Source organism: uncultured Maribacter sp., from assembly GCF_947500985.1.
In the GTDB taxonomy this organism is placed as follows: domain Bacteria; phylum Bacteroidota; class Bacteroidia; order Flavobacteriales; family Flavobacteriaceae; genus Maribacter.
Genome location: NZ_CANMTX010000006.1, coordinates 1 through 16,412 on the forward strand (window position 1 = coordinate 1; position 16,412 = coordinate 16,412).

The 16,412-nt window shown below is 32.7% G+C and carries 17 protein-coding genes, 1 tRNA gene and 1 pseudogene; 15 read left to right on the top strand and 4 right to left on the bottom strand.

The annotated features are described in order from the left end of the window. The first annotated feature begins 112 nt into the window (after positions 1–112). The 8 genes from Q0871_RS13640 to Q0871_RS13675 all read left to right on the top strand — a co-directional run bounded on the left by Q0871_RS13640 (position 113) and on the right by Q0871_RS13675 (position 5,363). The gene (locus Q0871_RS13640; protein ID WP_299324793.1) at positions 113–457 is read left to right on the top strand and encodes a hypothetical protein; all 345 of its coding nucleotides are present in this window, start codon (positions 113–115) and stop codon (positions 455–457) included. 151 nt (positions 458–608) lie between these two features. After that, positions 609–929 (top strand): hypothetical protein, encoded by a 321-nt coding sequence (locus Q0871_RS13645; RefSeq protein ID WP_299324794.1) that lies wholly within the window; start codon positions 609–611, stop codon positions 927–929. Positions 930–1,156: 227 nt separating this feature from the next. Further along, positions 1,157–1,888, top strand: coding sequence for a YoaK family protein (locus Q0871_RS13650; protein ID WP_299324796.1), 732 nt, complete (start codon positions 1,157–1,159; stop codon positions 1,886–1,888). Positions 1,889–2,005: 117 nt separating this feature from the next. Beyond that, entirely contained in the window at positions 2,006–2,683 is a 678-nt protein-coding gene (locus tag Q0871_RS13655) for a hypothetical protein (RefSeq protein WP_299324799.1), read from the top strand. 97 nt (positions 2,684–2,780) lie between these two features. Beyond that, positions 2,781–3,050, top strand: coding sequence for a hypothetical protein (locus Q0871_RS13660; RefSeq protein ID WP_299324802.1), 270 nt, complete (start codon positions 2,781–2,783; stop codon positions 3,048–3,050). A 44-nt stretch (positions 3,051–3,094) separates the two neighbouring features. Next, positions 3,095–3,874, top strand: coding sequence for a HipA family kinase (locus Q0871_RS13665; protein WP_299324805.1), 780 nt, complete (start codon positions 3,095–3,097; stop codon positions 3,872–3,874). Then, a complete protein-coding gene (locus Q0871_RS13670; protein ID WP_299324808.1) occupies positions 3,864–4,247 on the top strand; it encodes a DUF3037 domain-containing protein in 384 nt (127 codons plus the stop codon). The genes Q0871_RS13665 and Q0871_RS13670 overlap by 11 nt, the downstream gene beginning before the upstream one ends. A gap of 96 nt (positions 4,248–4,343) precedes the next feature. Further along, positions 4,344–5,363: an adenosine deaminase gene (locus Q0871_RS13675; protein WP_299324810.1), complete on the top strand. Its 1,020-nt coding sequence runs from the start codon at positions 4,344–4,346 to the stop codon at positions 5,361–5,363. Here Q0871_RS13675 and Q0871_RS13680 read toward each other — a convergent pair. Next, entirely contained in the window at positions 5,350–6,681 is a 1,332-nt protein-coding gene (locus Q0871_RS13680; RefSeq protein ID WP_299324812.1) for an ATP-binding protein, read from the bottom strand. The two genes, Q0871_RS13675 and Q0871_RS13680, sit on opposite strands and share 14 nt — an antisense overlap. Before the next feature lie 421 nt (positions 6,682–7,102). Here Q0871_RS13680 and Q0871_RS13685 point away from each other — a divergent pair, with 421 nt between their 5' ends. The 4 genes and pseudogenes from Q0871_RS13685 to Q0871_RS13700 all read left to right on the top strand — a co-directional run bounded on the left by Q0871_RS13685 (position 7,103) and on the right by Q0871_RS13700 (position 9,464). Beyond that, positions 7,103–7,513 carry a 6-carboxytetrahydropterin synthase gene (locus Q0871_RS13685; protein ID WP_299324815.1) on the top strand — a complete coding sequence of 137 codons (411 nt, stop codon included), beginning with the start codon at positions 7,103–7,105 and terminating at the stop codon, positions 7,511–7,513. After that, positions 7,476–8,174, top strand: a pseudogene (gene folE / locus Q0871_RS13690) (GTP cyclohydrolase I FolE). The gene Q0871_RS13685 and the pseudogene folE overlap by 38 nt, the downstream one beginning before the upstream one ends. A gap of 433 nt (positions 8,175–8,607) precedes the next feature. After that, positions 8,608–9,057: a glutathione peroxidase gene (locus tag Q0871_RS13695; RefSeq protein ID WP_367275154.1), complete on the top strand. Its 450-nt coding sequence runs from the start codon at positions 8,608–8,610 to the stop codon at positions 9,055–9,057. Continuing rightward, on the top strand, positions 9,057–9,464 hold the full coding sequence (locus Q0871_RS13700) for a hypothetical protein (RefSeq protein WP_299324818.1): 408 nt from the start codon (positions 9,057–9,059) through the stop codon (positions 9,462–9,464). The genes Q0871_RS13695 and Q0871_RS13700 overlap by 1 nt, the downstream gene beginning before the upstream one ends. 75 nt (positions 9,465–9,539) lie before the next feature. Here the strand turns inward: Q0871_RS13700 and Q0871_RS13705 are convergent, their stop codons facing one another. From Q0871_RS13705 to Q0871_RS13715, 3 genes are all read right to left on the bottom strand, one after another. Then, positions 9,540–11,012, bottom strand: coding sequence for a cryptochrome/deoxyribodipyrimidine photo-lyase family protein (locus Q0871_RS13705; RefSeq protein ID WP_299324820.1), 1,473 nt, complete (start codon positions 11,010–11,012; stop codon positions 9,540–9,542). A gap of 139 nt (positions 11,013–11,151) precedes the next feature. After that, positions 11,152–11,436: a TIGR03643 family protein gene (locus tag Q0871_RS13710; RefSeq protein ID WP_282076008.1), complete on the bottom strand. Its 285-nt coding sequence runs from the start codon at positions 11,434–11,436 to the stop codon at positions 11,152–11,154. Positions 11,437–11,875: 439 nt separating this feature from the next. Further along, positions 11,876–11,960: transfer RNA gene (locus tag Q0871_RS13715), tRNA-Ser, on the bottom strand. Positions 11,961–12,118: 158 nt separating this feature from the next. Between Q0871_RS13715 and Q0871_RS13720 the strand changes: the two genes are divergently transcribed. From Q0871_RS13720 to Q0871_RS13730, 3 genes are all read left to right on the top strand, one after another. Further along, complete coding sequence (locus Q0871_RS13720) at positions 12,119–13,126, top strand: glycosyltransferase family 2 protein (protein WP_299324825.1); 1,008 nt, start codon at positions 12,119–12,121, stop codon at positions 13,124–13,126. Positions 13,127–13,208: 82 nt separating this feature from the next. Next, entirely contained in the window at positions 13,209–15,125 is a 1,917-nt protein-coding gene (locus Q0871_RS13725; protein ID WP_299324828.1) for a BatA domain-containing protein, read from the top strand. A 26-nt stretch (positions 15,126–15,151) separates the two neighbouring features. Further along, positions 15,152–16,411 (top strand): dihydroorotase family protein, encoded by a 1,260-nt coding sequence (locus Q0871_RS13730; RefSeq protein ID WP_299324830.1) that lies wholly within the window; start codon positions 15,152–15,154, stop codon positions 16,409–16,411. Position 16,412 lies beyond the last annotated feature (1 nt).

Here is a 16,412-nt window from a genome sequence, read left to right on the forward strand (position 1 = left end):
TAAATTCTTCATCAAACCTGACCTAAATAATAATTATTTATCGAATTTAGAGGTGTCCTAATAAGGGGAAGCCTACAATAATGCAAAAAAGGCTTCGTTAAAGGAAAGGATTTTGGAAATAAACAAAAATTCTATCGATTCAAAAAAAGTTGTTTTACTTAGAGATTTTGGTGGAGAAATAAAGGGGAGTTTAGATTTTACAATCAATGAGAAAAAATATTCATTGGAAAAAAATTCCAAGCTGGAAGTACTTATTCCTAGCAATTACGAATCAATAATCTGTATATCAAATTCCATTAATAATGCCTGTGGAGTTATCACATCATCACCTAATTATTCTAATTACTACCGCTTGAAATTAAATAAAAAAAATCGGGGAACATTAACTAAGATTAACGGTAACTCATCCTATTATAAAGCACGTATTGATTATTACGAAAAACGTGCAAAAAAATAATACGTTTGCTAAGAAGGCCTAAGCGTTAACACTACAACAACATGTAAGACAATTCTACTAAAAGAAATTACTATTTTGGCTGTAGAATAATTCTAAAAAATAACCACGGTTAGTTAATAAACTAAGCTCAACCAACAATTACTTGAATACCATGAGTGAATCACAACAAAATGACTCTCAAAACAACAATGGTCAAACCATTATAATTAATCAAAATAGTAATAGTAATGGAGTTGGAACCGCTGGTTTTGTATTGTCTATTGTAGCGCTAATTATAGGCTGTATCCCCATTCTGGGTTGGTTTGTATGGTTTTTAGGTCTAGTACTTTCTTTTATAGGTGTTTTTAAAAAGCCAAGAACTCTTGCCATGATAGGTTTATTCATCTCATTAATAGGTATAATTCTACTACTTTTTGTTTTTGCTAATCTTGCATTATTTGGAGCTTCATCTGCAGCTCTTGATGGGTTTTAGAATAAATTTTCAGTAAAGTCATATTAACTTGTTTATAATGAATTGATAAAAGTTGATTTACAGTAAAACAACAGTAATTAACTTTCGATTTAATTACCTTTGTATTCACAGAAATCTTGCTGATTAGTACAATTACTTCATTAAAAGTTCTCCGCTTTTAGTACATGAAGTGAATATAGTTATTGCTATTAGTCTCGTTTTCTAGTACCGATTTAATTATAAACGGAATGTTTAGACATCAAGGCAAAAGCAGAAAATTAAAGCACAATCTGCAAATTGCCACTATTTTATCTTTTGTAGCGGGCATTGTAAATGTAACGGGGTTTTTGGCTTATAACCAACTAACTACCAATGTTACTGGGCATTTTGCACTTTTCATGAACGATGTTGCTAATTTAGAATTCTGGAAAGGCACTGTTTATTTTTTATATATCTTTTCTTTTCTCTCTGGGTCGTTCTTCTCTAGCTTTCTGATTGAAAAATTTAGAAAGAATAAAAAATTAAATGTTTTTGTATTACCTACTATAATTGAATGTCTAATTCTAATAGCCATACCGCTTTATAGTGATGCTTTTGAAATCACTTATCCAGATTTAATTATCTGCGCGCTACTCTTTGCTATGGGGCTCCAAAATTCTTTCGTTACAAGAATTTCAAATGCAGTAGTAAGAACAACACACTTAACGGGACTATTTACAGATTTAGGTATTGAGTTGTCACAATTATTTTTTCCAGAAAGGCACCCAAATAGAGAAAAATTAAAATCTACTATTAAACTCCGTCTTTACATAATTTGCTTCTTCTTTCTTGGCGGAATCATTGGTGGATTTCTGTACCTGCAACTCAACTTAAAATTGAATGCACTCATTGTTGGTGCACTAATTTTATTGGGTAGTTTATTTTATGATGATTTTAGATATCAATTTATACGTACCAGAAGAAAATATACGCAACGTTGAGTTTTAATTACCCTTTTGAAACATTCAGTTATATTTTATAAAAAAGGATTGCGTAATTTTAAAAGTATTCTATAATCCTTTGAATATTAAAAAAGCTTAAACTAAAAACCATAAACTATGAAATATCTACTCTCTACATTCCTTTTCGCTGCATTATTAGTTTCTTGTAATTCATCAGATAAATCTAAATCAACATCTGCAGAAAGCACAGATGTAGACACAACAACAGAAGCCGTTGCGAAAATTGAAAAGCAATTAAAAACCATAGAAACAGATGAAGACCTTATTGCTACGGCATTAATGGCAGCACCTGCAGAAAGTAGAGCTACAAGTAAAGTAATTGGTTATAATATGGCTGGTGAGTTTGTAACTTTAAAAGAAGGTGATAGCGAATATATTGTACTTGCAGATGACCCAAAGAAAGATGGTTTCAACGCTGCTTGTTACCATAAAGATTTAGACGCATTTATGGCAAGAGGTAGGGCTTTACGTGCCGAAGGCAAATCTGCAGATGAAATTTTCGCAATTAGAGAAGCTGAAGTAAAATCTGGTGAAATTAAAATTACTCCCGGTTCTGCATTACACATTTACTACGGGCCAAATGGAGCTTATGATGTAGAAACCTCTAAAGTTGATGGTGCAAAGCTTCGTTATGTGATATACACTCCTTTTGCAACATCAGCATCAATTGGCCTACCAGAAACTCCGTCTGCACCCAATCACCCTTGGATTATGAATCCTGGTACGCACAGAGCACATATAATGATTTCTCCACTTGAAAATGAAGTAGAGTAATACAAAGCGAGTCAAAAAACGTTAACCATATATGGTAAAACGAATACTAAATTACCTCGGCTGGTTTATTGTAGCTATACTTTTAGGGTTTCTGCACATGCGCATAGTTTTGGGTGCGCCACCAAAATCTGACGATGAAAAATTCTCGTTTACAAGTATGATATATGAATGGGCTTTAGTACAAGTTGGTTCAACCGTTGGGCTTATAATAGCACTTATATTCATTCTACTAGATGTTTTTTATTTGAACAACAAACTCAAAGACAATAGCAAAGCAGCTCTTTTTCGTTTAGTAATTATTTCTTTAATGGCTGTAATTGTTGGCGGCACGCATTATATTTTAGAAAAAGTTATAGATGTTATTTAGATAGGCAAGAGTATAGATATCACTACAAACTATATCTTAGCAGTATGAATACACTTGATATTAGAACAGTAGATGTTATTCAATATTTACAGCCCTTGCGAGAGGGCGGCTCTATGCCTGCTATTGTAAAAGCTGATGATGATTTTTTGTATGTACTGAAGTTTAGAGGCTCTGGACAAGGTGAAAAATCACTTATCTCTGAATTCATTGGTGGCGAATTGGCGCGTACAATCGGTTTAAAAGTACCTGAGTTGGTATTTATGAACTTAGAAGATTCTTTTAGACAGACCGAACCCGATGAAGAAATTCAAGATTTATTGAAGTTTAGCGTAGGGCTAAACCTTGGTTTACACTTTTTATCTGGCGCTATAACTTTCGATCCTTTAATTTCTACGGCAGATGCCATGACAGCTTCAAAGGTTGTGGTCTTAGATAGTTTAATAAGCAATATTGACCGTACGGCTAAAAATGCAAATCTATTATATTGGCATAATGAATTATGGGTGATAGATAACGGAGCAAGTTTCTACTTTCACCATAATTGGGAAACTTGGGCGAGTCACCTTACCAGAACATTTCCGTTTATAAAAGACCATGTGCTTTTACAACAAGCCACTGCCCTAGAAGAAGCTGCTGCAGAAATTCAAAAATTAATCACACTAGATAAAATAACAGAGATTGTAAATAACATACCTAAAGATTGGTTGACGAGCGAATCTGATATATTAAACGCAGATGAGAAAAGAGCAGCCTATATTAAATTTATAACCACTAAGCTGTCTATAATCGATGTTTTAGTTAAAGAAGCGGAAGATGCAAGATAGACATACCTTCAAATTTGCGATAGTTAGGATCGTACCCAAAGTAGAACGAGAAGAGTTCTTTAATGTCGGAGTTATTTTATTCTGTAAACGAACAAAATTTTTAGATATTAAATATGATATTAATGAGGATAAATTAAAAGCATTTTCGCCGGAAATAGAATATGAAATACTAAATGATTATCTAAAAGCCTGGAAATTGATTTGCGAAGGAAAGGAAGCTGGCGGACCAATAGGAAAGTTAGATTTACCTGATAGATTTGGTTGGTTAACAGCATGCAGAAGTACAGTCATACAAAGCTCTACTACCCGATCTGGACTCAGTATCGACCCAGAAAAAGAGCTCGAAGATATATTTAATAAGTACGTATTGTAAGGTTAACTACTTTTTACTACTCTTATATTTGGTATATTCTATAAATAATAACATTTAATAAAGTCAAAGGCTTACCTATTTTTAAAAATCAATAATATGCAATCATCAGAACTACAGAGAATAATTCAAGGCATTCCAAAAACAGAACTTCACTTACATTTAGAAGGGAGTTTTGAACCAGAATTAATGTTCGAGATTGCAAAGAGAAACAACATTACGTTACCATACGAATCTATTGAATCGGTTAAAGAAGCATACAAATTCAATAACCTTCAAGAGTTTTTAGATATCTATTATGCAGGTGCGCAAGTACTGTTACATGAGCAAGATTTCTTTGATCTAACCTGGGCATATTTAACCAAAGTACACAGTGAAAATGTAAAACACGTAGAGGTGTTTTTTGACCCACAGACACATACCGAAAGAGGTGTAGCTTTTGATGTTGTGATAAAAGGAATTCACCGCGCTTTAGAAAAAGGAAAAAATGAATTAAATATATCTTACAAACTCATCATGAGCTATTTGCGTCATTTGAGTGAAGAAGACGCTTTTAAAACCTTAGAAGAATCGTTACCGTTTAAAGACATTATCGATGGCGTTGGATTAGATTCCTCAGAAATGGGAAATCCGCCAAGTAAATTTGAAAAAGTATTTAAAGCGTCTGCTGCACAAGGGTATAAACTTGTTGCTCATGCAGGGGAAGAAGGTCCGGCAGATTACATCTGGGAAGCTTTAGATATTTTAAACGTAGAACGTATAGACCATGGTAATCGTTGTTTAACGGACGAAGCTTTGGTTAAAAGATTGGTTGATGACAAAATTGCTTTAACCTTATGCCCTACCAGTAATGTAGCCCTAAAAGTGATACAGAAAATGGAAGAACATCCCGTTGCTAAAATGCTTAATAAGGGAATTGTGGCTACTATACACTCAGACGACCCTGCCTATTTTGGTGGCTATATGAACGAGAACTACTACCAAACTGCGAAAGCGCTTAATTTAAGCTTAGCACAAATAGAGCAACTGGCTATCAATGGTTTTGAAGCGAGTTGGTTGAGCACCGCATCTAAAGAAAAACATATAAAAGAAGTAAAAGAATACTTTAAATCGCTTTAACTGCAAGGGGAATAAATAGTTCAAAAACTGCACCATTACCAAGCGAACTTTCCACAGTAATATGTCCGTTATGTGTAGTAACAATGCGTTTTACAATGGCGAGTCCTATTCCGGTGCCTTGATATTCTTCGTCGCTATGTAATCGTTGAAAAATCTTAAAAACCTTACTTTCATATTTCTGGTCAAAACCAATACCATTGTCAGTTACAATAATATGAGAATATTGCTTGTCGTAATTTAATTGTAAAAGAGGATAATCTTCACCTTGCACAACTTTACCTGATACTTTAATTACAGGCTTCTCTTCGTTTTTGGTAAACTTAATAGCGTTTGTAAATAGATTAAATAACAACTGCTTAAACTGTATTGGTCTAACCGTAACATCACAATCTTTTGAAATTTTAAGTGCTGTTTTATGTTCCTTTAACTCTTCACTTAATACATCTTTTACATCTAAAACCAACTTTTTTAAAGAGACCGTTGTTAAACTGTTATCTATTGTTTCGGTTCCTCCATAAACTAGTAAATCTTGAATTAGATTACGCATACGAGCCGCAGATAAATCAATTCGTTCTAATTTATGTTTACCTGCAGTAGATAAATTATGAAACTCATTATCACTAATTTGAGAAATGAACATTTGTATTTTACGCAGCGGTTCTTGCAAATCGTGACTACAAATATGGTTGAATGAAGCCAAATCATTTATCATCAACTCTAACTTTATAGTCTTGATTTCTAATTGATTGGTACGTTGAAAAACTTTTTTCTCTAATTTTTTAGAGAATTTCTTCAACTTTTTATGTGCCCTTTCAAGCTCTAATTTATTCTTTCTAAGCTCCAACAAGTTAATAACTTGTTCAGACAAAATATTCAGAGATTCTTTTTGACTATCTGTTAATTTTCTAGGCTTGTTATCAATAACACACAAGGTACCTAAAGGCAAACCACTTGCATTCTTTAGAGGAATACCAGCATAAAAAACTATATTAGGATCACCCGTTACTAAAGGGTTATCATGAAAACGTTCATCTTCACGAGCATCTTCAGTCGTAAAAATGGGGTCACTACCCGTAATAGCATGCGCACAAAAGGCATCTTCAATAGGTGTTTCAGAAACTCCTAGACCGTAATTAGATTTAAACCACTGTCTTTTATCATCTAAAAGTGTAATTAATGAAATTGGTGTCTGACAAATTTCAGCCGCTAGTTTGGTAAGGTTATCATAATCTTTTTCAGGCAATGTGTCTAAAATGGAATATGAATTAAGAAGTGCAAGGCGTTCTTTTTCCCTATCATGAATTTTGGCTTTTGTCATAGTCTATCTAAGAGAAGTTGTTTTAACAGCAGCAAATATAAGGCGCATGTTACTTTTGATATGCTAAATATAATATAATAGTGGTAAAATTTTGTTGCGTGGAATATAGCCTTGAAGATTAAATGAGTTTTTATTTTGGATATTAAAGAGCTAAAAAGAATTCACTTTGTACATCCCTCTATCTCTACAATCTACAATAAAGTCCAAATTTTTAAAACAATTCTAATCTTGTTTTCTTCACTTCATTAATCAATACTATGTTTTCAACCCACAAAGATGGTATCAAAAATTTGGCTTCGAACATCACCCAACCTTCATACGTTGCAATAAATATAAATTTTGTTTAATATTTAACACAATTACTTAAACAAAATTAAATACCTTTATCACATTAAATTTTTAAAAAACTTTTCTTTAAAAAATGAATAAACTAGCCTTAGTAAGATGTGAACATTTTAATGCAGCACATAGATTGCACAATGCAAATTGGAGCGATGAAAAAAACAAAGAAGTTTTCGGAAAATGTAACAACCCAAATTATCATGGACACAACTACGAACTTGAAGTAAAAGTAATTGGGTTTTGTAATAAGGATACAGGTTACGTGATAGATACCAAAGTTTTATCTGATTTAATTGAAGAAAAAGTTTTAGATCGATTTGACCATAAAAATCTAAATCTAGACACTGAAGAATTTAAAACCCTTAACCCGACTGTTGAAAATATAGCAATAGTTATTTACGATATTTTAAAAACTGAGATTGAACCAAATTTAGAGTTAAAGATTAAACTCTATGAAACACCAAGAAACTATGTTGAATACCCTTATTAAAGAAAACAAATTAAATGGATTTTCAGAAGAGGAAATCGGTGATGATCATATTTACACAGGTCTTGAAACTCCTATGAAATCAGATGCATTTAAAATATCTGACGAAGAAAAATAGGATAAAATAGCAGATTTATTCTCACAAATAATGGATGTTATGGGACTAGATCTTCAAGACGATTCTTTGAAAGGAACACCTAATCGTGTTGCTAAGATGTATATAGATGAAATCTTTTCAGGTTTAAACCCTGCCAATAAACCTAAAGTAGCCTTATTTGATAATAAATATCAGTACAATCAAATGCTGGTAGAAAAAAATATAACCTTTTATTCGAACTGTGAGCACCACTTTGTACCGATTATAGGTAAAGCCCATATCGCATATATTTCTTCTGGTAAGGTAATCGGACTTTCAAAGCTTAATAGAATTGTTCAATATTATGCCAAGAGACCACAAGTACAAGAGAGATTAACAAATCAAATCGCTGCTGAGCTAAGACAAATTTTAGAAACTGAAGATGTAGCCGTAATAATAGACGCTAAGCATTTATGTGTCTCGTCACGTGGTATTAAAGATGATACTTCTGCTACAGTAACTTCTTTTTATGGAGGTGTATTTAATACATCAAGTAAGATTGCAGAATTACAAAATTATTTAAATTAAAAAAGCTTACTCGAACTTAGAACTATAGTGGCAAGTGCAGAGAAAAAGCTTTTACATAAATAATTAGCGTAAACTGAACAGATGAACTGATATAGCATATAACTTAATACCATTCTTAAAAGAATGGCATTAAGTTATATGCTTTTAAAAAAAAGTTAAAAAGTATAAAAGGAATAGTAACTTATTTATTGATATATTTTTGCATTAAAATGCTTAGTTCATGTTCAAGAAGAGTTTATCAATGTTAATTGGGAAATTCAAAAATAGTAAATACTGTTATTTTAAAATTCATGAATACTAGCTATTCTCAGCACAACTAATAGGGCACTTAGTATCCGATAATTTCTTTTAAAATTAAGTCAATGAAAAAATAGAAAAAGCAAAAACCGCTCCCATCGAAAAAAACATAATAGCCAAAACTTCTATCTACGACATAAAAATAAATTCTCTTGAGGGCAAATCGATTGACCTTTCTAAATTTATTGGCAACTATATTCTATTTGTAAATGTGGCTTCAGAATGTGGCTTCACCAATCAATATAAAGATTTACAAAAACTAAGTGATACCAATAAAAATCTAACCATCATAGGAGTCCCCTGTAATCAATTTGGAGGACAAGAGTCTGGTGATAGTTCTCAAATTAAAACTTTTTGTGAGCGTAATTATGGCGTAAATTTTTTACTCACAGAAAAAATAGATGTAAAAGGTAGCAAACAGCACCCATTATATCAATGGTTGACTGATAAAGAACAGAATGGTAAAACCAATTCTACTGTAAGGTGGAATTTTCAAAAATACTTGATAAACAAAGAAGGGAACTTAGTTGATTATTTTTATTCCATAACGAAACCTTTTAGTTCAAAAATTATCAAGCATTTATAATGTCAATTAATCTACTAGGTATACTTATTGATTTCGGATTAGTAGTACTCATTTGGATAGTGCAATTAATCATTTATCCGAGTTATACGTTTTACAATCATAAGAACCTAGTCTTATGGCATAAAAAATATACTAGGTTAATTGCCTATATCGTTGGTCCGTTGATGGTTGTTCAATTAACACTATCGATATACCATTATATTACAGAAACCGAACCCTATCAGTTACTAAAACTAATTTTAATAATCTTTGTTTGGGTGATTACAATGTTACAATTTGTACCACTACACAACCGTATTACCATTAATCAATTTGACGATAAAGTACTCTTATCACTAGTTCAAAAGAATTGGTCAAGAACTATACTTTGGACGGTTATACTTTTTATAGAATGCCTATTTATTTAGAATGTAAAAAGTGTAAAATTAATAAACAAAATTTAAAACTTAATTACGGCAAAAGTCTGTCAATATTATGCATTTTCACCTTAAATCGGTCTTTGAATTATTTACATGAGTTTTCAGCAGACGGTATTTTTCTTTTTGAACGGCAGGATGGTTTTTATGTTCCCAAATTTTTTCTCTTGCAACCCGTGCACTTTCTTGTAAATCTACAATTGGTAATGGATAATCTTCGCCAATTATAACTTCACAGAACGATTGTTCTAAAACTGTCATTTTCCATGGTTCATGAATGTGCACAATTGGAACGTTTGCAAGTTCTGGAACCCACTTTTTTATAAAAACACCTTCAGCATCATGTTCTTGAGAGTTCTTTACCGGATTATATAAACGTACTGTATTAATGCCAGTTGTACCGGCCTGCATTTGAAATTGAGGATAATGAATACCTGGTTCATAGTCTAAAAATAGTCTAGCCAAATGATAGGTGCCTTCTCTCCAATCTTGATCTAGGTTAAGTGTAAAAAATGAAACTACCATTGCCCTCATTCTAAAATTTATCCACCCAGTCTGTTCTACAGCTCGCATACAAGCATCAATTAAAGGATAACCTGTTACCCCTAACTTCCATGCTTTAATAAAGGAATCATTTTTTTTATGCTTTAAAAGTTCATAACCATTATTGATACACGCTGTTTCATAGCTACATTCTACCTCAAATTTTTGAATAAAATGGCAGTGCCAAAATAATCTAGTTAACATGGCTGAAAATGCTTGATTATTTTTTGTTCCGTTCGGGTGGGTACCTATAAATTGAAATGCTTGTTTTACACTTATATTTCCCCAGGCTAAATATGGCGATAATCTGCTACACCCTTTTCTACTTTCTGTTGGTTTAGAAATATGTTTCTGATAATTACTACCCCTTGTACTTGCAAAAGATTTTAAATATCGTAAAGCATTCTGTTCGCCTCCAGGTTGAAAATTACTATTGGTTTTTTCTAAATTAGTTTTAAACTCTTCTGGTAATAAAAAGGGATGTTTTAATAGCTCTAAATCAGATACCGAATACTTATTTCTAATTATAGGTTGATGCATTTTCAAGTGCCATTGTTTACTCCAATCCTCTCTATTTTTAATACCCCTTAAAATACCGTCACGTTGAAATTCGTGCCAAATTACACTGTATTTACTACAAATTTCTTTTACTTTTTTATCTCGCTGCCATGATAATTTGATTCCACTTTCGCAATAGCTAAAAAGTGAATTAACTTCAAAATGATTGTTAAGGTATTCTAGAACACTTTCGACTTCACCATAAAAGAGCGTAACACTTCTATTATATGGCTTTAAGGTTAAATTTAAAGCTAAGATAGATTTATAAATAAATTGTAAATGCCTTAAACTTGTATCTGGGTATTGAATTAGAGATGGTTCAAATAGATAGATAATTATATATGGAATACCTGCTCTTTCTGCATGAAGTAAAGGTTCATGATCTTGTGAGCGTAAATCACGTTTCAACCATACAATGTTCAGTTTTGTTTTGCGCAAGATTAATTTAATTTTTATTTACTTAAGAAGAAATAGCTACATCCTATTTTTTGTACACCTTAAATATGTAGCGACAATTAATAGTTATAAGAATCTAATAGCTAATTGAAATACTAGTTTAAGAACCTATTAAATAAATTTAACGCTTACTTATTCTATTACCCGAAATAGCTCTTTGCCGTGAACATTTAAATCGTGAGATTTCTGAACTACGCTTTTTTAAATGCTTTTGACTTGTACCACTATTAACCCTTTTACGCCATCGTTTAAAACTAGACTCTTTTAGATTGCCGCGCATTACTTTGATAACATCTTTTTCAGGTAAGTCAAACTGAAACAATATGGCCTCAAAAGGTGTTCTATCTTCCCAAGCCATCTCTATAATACGATCTAATTCTACACTATTGAATGATTTAATATCCATGGACTTTACCTGTAAATTTTATTTGTCTGTTTTCTTTTTAAATAATTTGAAAACTTTTAAAAAGTATAATTTCTTAATAAGGGATAAAATTACAAATTTGTTTAATTAAATGGAAAATATATTAAACAAAATTAAAACCACTGGCTTTCCAATAGATTAAAAACTGAATTATACTTAAATAAGAAAGACTTAATACTAAAGAGAGAAATTAGCTTATTAAGCAATTTTTGAGGATAGCATTTTTTATATAAAGAATACTTAATATCACAAACAGGCATTCACAATATGCATCCCTCAACCTCAGAACCTGATAATAAAGCTCAAATTGCAAAAACAATTTTAGGTCTTTTTTCTTTCACTCCATTTATGAAAACTATGTTTTCAACATGTCGTAAAAGAAAAAAGCTCAATATCAAAAGATATTGAGCTTTGCTCTAAGCGGAGAAAGAGGGATTCGAACCCCCGGAGGTGTGACCCTCAACAGTTTTCAAGACTGCCGCATTCGACCACTCTGCCATTTCTCCTGAGTGCCTCATCAGGTATTCCCTGAATGCGGGTGCAAATATATAAAGGATTTCTTATCTATTAAAGCCTTTTCTTAATTATTTTTCAACTCATTTATTTCTATACTTTTCAAAGGAAATGAAAAGGTTGAAATTCAGTTATTTATTACCTTGCCGCAATGGTAAATTCGCTAGTAAGCATATTGATTCCGTTTAAGAATGTTAAAGATTATTTTGAAGAATGTCTGAAATCCATCCAAAATCAGACCTATAAAAATTGGGAAGTCATTGCAGTAAACGATAATTCTAGTGACAACAGCTTACAAATTGCAAACCGATTTGCTGCTGAAGATAATCGGTTTAAAATATTCTCTAATGAAAAATCAGGCATCATAACAGCCCTTAGAAAAGCATACAGACATAGCAGCGGCAATTTTATATCAAGAATGGATGCCGATGACCATATGACCGAAGACCGCATTAAAGTAATGGTCGATTCTTTATTAAATGAAGGTCTAGGAACTCTCGCAGTTGGAAAGGTGAAGTATTTTTCTAAAGCGGGCGTAAACGATGGTTACGATCGCTATGAGAAATGGCTCAACAAGCTTACCGCTACCGGAGAAAATTTTAAAGAGATATATAAAGAGTGCGTAATACCATCGCCCTGTTGGATGGTACATAAAGAAGACTTTGACAAATGCGGAGCGTTTACGCCAAACCGTTATCCTGAAGATTACGACCTTGCTTTTCGATTTTATGAATACGGTTTAAAATGTATACCCTACTCCACTACCCTGCACTATTGGCGAGATTACTATAACAGAACATCGCGAACTAGCGAACACTATGCACAGAATTACTTTTTAGATATAAAACTGCATTACTTTTTAAAATTAGAATTCAAATCAAATGACAATTTAGTGGTTTGGGGCGCTGGTAAAAAGGGAAAAACTATTGCCAACTCGCTCGTAGAAAAGAATATTCCCTTTCATTGGGTTTGCGATAATGAAAAGAAAATAGGTAAAGATATTTATGGCGTACGACTTGAACACTACTCAGTTCTTCAAAATACAGAAAAAATTAAGTGTATTGTTACCGTAGCCAATGAAGAAGACCAGATAAGCATCAACTCTTTTCTTAAGGAATTGAATTTAAAACCCGCTGTAGATTATTTTTTGTTTTGCTAACAAATCTTCATAAAAATAATAGTTGCATTCTCACAGGCTTCTAATTTCAAAATAATTATCTTTGGCATAAGCAAAATCAGGAATGCAATTTAAATATCCAGAACTTCTTTGGGGTCTTTTACTACTACTCATTCCTATCATTATTCATCTTTTTCAATTACGCCGATTTAAGAAAACACCCTTTACCAACGTAAAGTTCTTAAAACAAGTAGTTTCTGAATCTAGAAAAAGCAGCACATTAAAAAAGTGGTTATTACTTTTTACTAGAATGGGATTATTAGCAGCTTTAGTAATAGCATTTGCTCAGCCGTTTATTGCCAACAATGCAGCACTTCAAGAAAAAGAAACTGTTTTCTACCTAGACGATTCTTTTAGTATGAATGGGCAAATTGAAAACGGCAATCTCTTAAAAAATACGATACAAGATTTCATAAAATATATACCCAACGACCAACAGTTTACCTTATTCACCAACAAGCAGGTGTTTAAAGATGTTGAAGTAAAAGATATTCAAAACGAGTTATTGAATCTTACCGTGGCTGCCGACCAATTGGGTGTTGCCGAAATTATTTTAAAAGGAAATACCTATTTCAGCGATAATGCTGCTTCTCAAAAAAACCTAGTGGTTATTTCAGATTTCCAGCAACGTATGGGAGACCTTAGCAAGGCTGATTCTACAAAAAATATCAATATTCAGTACATAAAACCATCTAACGCATCAATTACTAATACGTCTATTGATTCTGTTTTTATTGCCGAACGTTCTAATGACAATATAACATTGGTAGCCCAACTGTCTACCAATGCTAAAGATGAAACTATACCTGTTTCTTTATTCAACGATAACAACCTAATCGCTAAAACATCAGCAAAATTTGATACTAGTGGTACCGCTGAAGTCGCGTTTACCATCAACGCCAACGATATGGTTTTAGGAAAGGTAACCATCACAGATACCGGCTTGGATTATGACAATCAATTCTTCTTTAACATTGACAAGAAATCAAAAATTAAGGTATTGGCAATTGGCAGTTCTTCGGCAAACTTTTTATCTCGTATTTATACCGAAGATGATTTTGACTTTATTGCAAGTACTTTAGAAAGATTAAACTATAGTACTATAGAGAATCAAGATTTGGTGATACTAAACGAGATTCAAAAAATACCTAGCTCACTTATTACAGCGCTTAAATCATTGAGCGCTAATGGCGGTAGTTTTGTTTTAATTCCGTCAATTGATGGTGACATAGCTTCTTATAACGAATTAGCATCCGCATATTTTAATAGCAAATACTTAAACGCAGTATCACAAGAGATTGCAATTTCAGATGTAAAGACAGCACATCCATTGTTTATGAATGTGTTTGATAAGAAGGTTAACGATTTTCAATTTCCAACTGTAAAAAAATATTTTAAAATAAACTCCAAAGCACCAACAGCACTTTCTTTTCAAAATAAAGAACCATTTTTAATAGGTAATAAAAATGGCTATTTTTTTACAGCAGCAATCAGTAGCGATAATTCAAATTTTAAAAATTCACCCTTAATAGTACCTGCCTTCTACAATATGGGTATGAACAGTTTAAAGCTACCGCCACTGTATGCAACTATTAGCACTGACGTTGAAATAGAATTACCGATTACCCTACAACAAGATGATATCATTAAAATCGCCAACGAAACCAATGAGTTTATACCGCAACAGCGAGTACTACCCAAAAAAGTACAGGTCAATTTTATAGAGAACCCTAAAGAAGCTGGCATCTATAAAATTATGTACAATGAGAAAAATATTAGACACATCAGTTTTAATAATAACAGAAAAGAGAGTGCATTAATTTACACTCCTTTACCAGAAAATAACAGCGATACATCACTCTCAAATTTCTTTTTAGAAAGTCAAAAAAACAATACCATAAACGAGTTTTGGAAATGGTTTGCTATTTTAGCATTGGCATTTGTTTTAATAGAAACGCTACTTCAAAGATTCTTAAAATAAACTAGTAACGAATCAGCCACAACCCTATGAATATACTTTTAAAATCAGTTACGGTAGTAAATGGAAACGCAAAGAGTCTTCATTTAAAGAAAAGGGATATTCTTATTAAAAACGGAGTTATTGATGCCATTGAAACTACTATTGAACCAAGTGGTAAAACAAAGGTTATCAATATAAAGAACTTACATGTTTCTTTAGGATGGTTTGATAGCGGCGTTAGTTTTGGTGAGCCTGGGTATGAAGAGAGAGAAACTATTGAAAACGGATTGTTAACCGCTGCCAAAAGCGGATTTACAGATGTCATCTTAAATACAAGTAGCTATCCTAAACCAGATTCAGCTTCTGATATTGTGTATTTAAAGAGTGCAGCCAAAGATCAATTAACAGGTTTGCACCCTTTAGGCAACCTAACTGTTAAAGGTGATGGCGAAATACTCGCAGAGCTTTATGACATGAAGAATGCAGGTGCATTAGGCTTTTATGACTACAAGCACCCGATGGAAAATGCCAACCTATTAAAAATTGCATTGCAGTACGCTCAGAATTTTGACGGACTCGTATTTTCTTTTCCGTTGGATAAAAGCATATCTGGAAAAGGAATTGTAAATGAAGGTATTACCAGCACCAAATTAGGCTTAAAAGGGATACCCACCTTAGCGGAAGAATTACAGATAGCGAGAGATTTATTTATCTTGGAATATACCGGCGGTAAATTATTTATACCAACCATTTCTACAGCAAGTTCTGTAAAACTGATAGGCGATGCCAAGAAAAAAGGATTACAGGTTTTTTGTAGTGTAGCTGCTCACAACCTTGTTATTACCGATAGTGCCTTAGAAGATTTTGACACTCAATATAAAGTAATGCCGCCACTGAGAACGGCAGCAGATATAAAAGCACTTCAAAAAGGAGTGAAAAATGGCACTATAGATTTTGTAACATCTGATCACACACCATTGAATGTAGAATTGAAGCATGTGGAATTTGACAATGCTGATTTTGGCACCATAGGTCTAGAAAGTACCTTCGGTATGTTGAACGAACTATTAGGTGTTGAAGACTCCATTGAACTGCTTACAAAAGGAAGATCAGTTTTCGGAATGAAAGAGCCAGAATTAAAAGTTGGGCAACCAGCAAACCTTTCTCTTTTTACTACAGATGACGCTTATGAATTTTCAGAAGATCAGATCTTTAGCTCAAGTAAAAACTCCATCGCAATCGGCAAACCAATGAAAGGTAAAGTAATTGGGTCTATTGCAAATAATCAATTAGTATTAAATAAGTAAC

Excerpts from the sequence above, each read along its gene's own strand:
- Q0871_RS13645 (WP_299324794.1), top strand. The coding sequence starts at position 609 with ATGAGTGAATCACAACAAAATGACTCTCAAAACAACAATGGTCAAACC.
- Q0871_RS13650 (WP_299324796.1), top strand. The coding sequence starts at position 1,157 with ATGTTTAGACATCAAGGCAAAAGCAGAAAATTAAAGCACAATCTGCAA.
- Q0871_RS13655 (WP_299324799.1), top strand. The coding sequence starts at position 2,006 with ATGAAATATCTACTCTCTACATTCCTTTTCGCTGCATTATTAGTTTCT.
- Q0871_RS13660 (WP_299324802.1), top strand. The coding sequence starts at position 2,781 with ATGCGCATAGTTTTGGGTGCGCCACCAAAATCTGACGATGAAAAATTC.
- Q0871_RS13665 (WP_299324805.1), top strand. The coding sequence starts at position 3,095 with ATGAATACACTTGATATTAGAACAGTAGATGTTATTCAATATTTACAG.
- Q0871_RS13670 (WP_299324808.1), top strand. The coding sequence starts at position 3,864 with ATGCAAGATAGACATACCTTCAAATTTGCGATAGTTAGGATCGTACCC.
- Q0871_RS13675 (WP_299324810.1), top strand. The coding sequence starts at position 4,344 with ATGCAATCATCAGAACTACAGAGAATAATTCAAGGCATTCCAAAAACA.
- Q0871_RS13680 (WP_299324812.1), bottom strand. The coding sequence starts at position 6,681 with ATGACAAAAGCCAAAATTCATGATAGGGAAAAAGAACGCCTTGCACTT.
- Q0871_RS13685 (WP_299324815.1), top strand. The coding sequence starts at position 7,103 with ATGAATAAACTAGCCTTAGTAAGATGTGAACATTTTAATGCAGCACAT.
- Q0871_RS13700 (WP_299324818.1), top strand. The coding sequence starts at position 9,057 with ATGTCAATTAATCTACTAGGTATACTTATTGATTTCGGATTAGTAGTA.
- Q0871_RS13710 (WP_282076008.1), bottom strand. The coding sequence starts at position 11,436 with ATGGATATTAAATCATTCAATAGTGTAGAATTAGATCGTATTATAGAG.
- Q0871_RS13720 (WP_299324825.1), top strand. The coding sequence starts at position 12,119 with ATGGTAAATTCGCTAGTAAGCATATTGATTCCGTTTAAGAATGTTAAA.
- Q0871_RS13725 (WP_299324828.1), top strand. The coding sequence starts at position 13,209 with ATGCAATTTAAATATCCAGAACTTCTTTGGGGTCTTTTACTACTACTC.
- Q0871_RS13730 (WP_299324830.1), top strand. The coding sequence starts at position 15,152 with ATGAATATACTTTTAAAATCAGTTACGGTAGTAAATGGAAACGCAAAG.